The organism is Rhodococcus sp. IEGM 1408 (assembly GCF_033142235.1).
Taxonomy (GTDB): domain Bacteria; phylum Actinomycetota; class Actinomycetes; order Mycobacteriales; family Mycobacteriaceae; genus Dietzia.
Genome location: NZ_JAWLRW010000031.1, coordinates 1 through 3,005 on the forward strand (window position 1 = coordinate 1; position 3,005 = coordinate 3,005).

General features: G+C 60.7%; 3 protein-coding genes. 1 reads left to right on the forward strand and 2 read right to left on the reverse strand.

Features of this window, described 5'->3' with window-relative positions:
- Together R4P08_RS18325 and R4P08_RS18330 are read right to left on the reverse strand one after the other, a co-directional pair.
- Positions 1-1,058: hypothetical protein (locus R4P08_RS18325; protein ID WP_317815297.1), on the reverse strand; the 1,058-nt coding region annotated here is incomplete at its 3' end.
- A 328-nt stretch (positions 1,059-1,386) separates the two neighbouring features.
- Positions 1,387-1,782 carry a hypothetical protein gene (locus R4P08_RS18330; protein ID WP_317815298.1) on the reverse strand — a complete coding sequence of 132 codons (396 nt, stop codon included), beginning with the start codon at positions 1,780-1,782 and terminating at the stop codon, positions 1,387-1,389.
- A gap of 330 nt (positions 1,783-2,112) precedes the next feature.
- Here R4P08_RS18330 and R4P08_RS18335 point away from each other — a divergent pair.
- Positions 2,113-3,005, forward strand: an 893-nt coding sequence (locus R4P08_RS18335) for a hypothetical protein (RefSeq protein WP_317815299.1), incomplete at its 3' end; no start/stop codon positions are given.

The window sequence follows — 3,005 nt, forward strand, 5'->3', positions numbered from 1 at the left end:
TTGCTGTTGAAACTCGACCAGGACTCGCCCGGAAAGACGGATTCGACAATCCCGAACATCGGTAGTGACGGATCGATGGCAACCCGTCGGTCCTTGATCTCGTAGTGCATGCACCGATTCCGCACCATTTTGCCGGGCGGAGATAGCAGGGCTTGAACCGCGCTATCGGCCAGCAGTGTACTGAGAGCGCGCATTCCCCTGCTCCCCGCTGGGGCGTACCGCTCCGCAATTCGATTCAGCGCTGTTAGGGAGTGGTACAGCGCGACGGTGCGGGCGCGGAACACAGCGACCTCGTGGCCAGGCTCGCTATGCGGCGCGATCTTGATCAAGGTGTTCATGTCCCCTTCGATGATCAGCAGCAGCATTTTCAGGGCATCTGGAAAGTTGTCTTCGAAGCGGCGGCGTAGGTAGCGGTCCGATCGGGTGTCCTCGCCGACTATTTGCGGGACGCCACTGAGGTCCAAGGTTGCGGAGGGTTCTGTGGCGTCGTCCGCGGCCTTGCCGAGGATGGCGAAAGTTCCGCCCCATTCCTCGGTCACGGCCCGCAAATCGTGTCCGACAATGGTTCCGTCTGAGATGCTCAGGCCGAGGCGATACGCGGTCGGCCAGCTGGCACCCAGCAGCCGCCGATCGGCCACATAAAGGCCGAGGTCGCTTTCGAGCCACCGCGCCCAACGGACGGCGTTTCCGGTGAAAGTGGAGCGGTGCTCAGTGATGACCTGGTCAAGTTCGTCCAGCACGGTCTCATAGGACTTCTTGTTGTCATCGAGCAGCTTCGTGACGTGCCGCCCTCGTTCTGTAACTGAGGCGAAGGTGCCGTCCAGGCGAGCAGCTAGTTGCGGGAGGCCCACGTGCGGGCTGGTGGACCTGAGCGTCGTTGCTCCTTCGTAGGCAATGCGGACAAAGTGGTGCTCGAGGGTCAACGCGACGTAGGGGCTGAGAGCGGGAAGGCGTTGTGCAGAGAGGATCAGGTCCATCGCCCAGCGGGCGTCCTCGGCGATCATCTGGCGGGCTGCCCAGCCGCGGAGTTCGGCGGCGGCAGTATCAGTCGAGGACACGGGTGGAATGCTAGCGGTGGCCTCCGGCGGTTAGCTCTGCCGAGCGCAATGCGGAGATTGCCGAGTTGGCCGGAGCGTTGCGGCAGAAGGTGAACCTCTGGCGGTCCGGGTACGAAGGGCCAGGCATCGCGGGCCTGGCCGATGAGAAGCGTGGCAGTAACCGGTTGTCAAACCAGACATAGGAGATCGCCCAGCGGTAGATCTTGCGATCGAGTCCCCTCGAACGTCCCGGTGACTCTGGATGATGCCGACGACCCTGCGCCCTGGTGTGGGTGCGGGGTCGTCGGCATTGGCTCCTTCTAGGGCGGAGCTGTCCGCGCTTACGGCTTCAGCAGCGTCCGACCTTCTTCTGGTTCGTCACGAACGAGCTGTGGACGAACAGCCACTGGGGATTCCGGATTCCATGGGTGGACTCGTATACGTAGACCTTGAACCACCGGTTCGAGCGATAGTTTCCGGTGGCCCAGTCCCCGTCCTTCCAGCACTGCACCAGGGAGGGTTGAGCGCCGTAGGCCTTTCCGCCGGTTGCGCTCACGTTTAGTACCCATCCAACGAAGGTGCCGTTCAGCCGGGGGGCGCTTCGTGCTGCGGCCCCTGCCTGCACCTCGACCGTCGGGAGAGCGTTCGCCACGCTGCCCCCTTGCACTGTGAGGGCGGGAACAGTCAGGGCCGCTGCCAGGGCCACTGTCATGCACATGCTCTTAGCGATGTTGAGGGTCATCATGGCGATCTGCCTTTCAGGTGGGACTACTGAGGCGAAGACGCTACAAATGCGAACGGACACTCGACGTATGTCCGCTAAGTGGGATATAAGCCAGCATGCAATCGAGAGAGTTTACACCGCGCCGTCTTCGTTCTTCGATTCTGAACCTGTCCGTCGATGCAGGTCAAGAGCATTGCGACTCGCATTTTGGCGATACTGAGCGGGCAACATATATGTTCATTCAAGGGTCAGGGCGCGTAGTTGAGTGCTATATATATCAGTACAGAGTCCGAAAGTTGAACGAGCTGAGGTTGGCCGATGAAGTGCCCGATCTGTCAGGCAAGTACCCGCGTGGCTCGGACCATCTATCCCAGCGATGGTTCGATTCGACGCCAACGGGTCTGTAAGGGGGAAGGCGAGCACAGGATCTGGAGTCGCGAGGAGTTCGAGGGTTGGAGACTAAGAGATGCGCGTGTGCGTCGAACTAGTGATCGAAAAGTCGCGACAGCCTTCGACCAAGCCCGGTTGCTACGTGACCTCGCCGAGTCGACCCTTGGAAAGCTCTCCCTGGATCAGTCCCGGGATGTCGTGACGAACGTCGTGGTCGGCCTACAAAGCCGCATCGCCAACGGAGAAGTCGAGCGTGTTGAGATCGCACCGGGGTCCGGCGTTTCAGTACTTGTGCTCGACGACTCTACTATCCGAGACGAGGTCGAGAAGCAGCTGCTATCGGCTGGGCACTCCATCGCTCACATTCTTTATGCCCTGACTTTCCGGGGTCGCTCCGACCATGGAGCCGGCTGGAATTCAGCCGAGGACGTCCTAGCCTGGTTGTATAGTGAGCCCGTTTATCCCCAGTTGCGCGGTGCGACTGCGGTGCGCCCCAGTGTTCATGAATCAAAGTGGGCGCCGCGTCCTCACGGCAAAGACCCAGACAGGGTGGTGAAGGCCTCGCGAGGGGATAGAAGGCCGCAGGTCGAGACGTTCGATCTGGCTCAGTTCCAACGCAGCATCCAGACGGTGATGGTTGGAAGGCCCCAGGCCAGGCATCGGGCCGAGTACATCAGTTGGTATGTGCTCCGCCCTCTACATGGCCAGTCAATGGTGACGAGTGCTCAGTTGGGCGTAGGCGTAGAAGGGGCGCTGCGTCGGATCGACGACATTGCATACCTCAGATGGGTTACTGCGATGAAGGATATGTGGACCGTGGAGCAATTTCACGATGAAGCGAGAGGGCTAATCCT

What these genes read in the sequence shown, in the direction of transcription:
- R4P08_RS18330 (WP_317815298.1), bottom strand. Translation starts at nt 1,782, where the DNA reads ATGATGACCCTCAACATCGCTAAGAGCATGTGCATGACAGTGGCCCTG.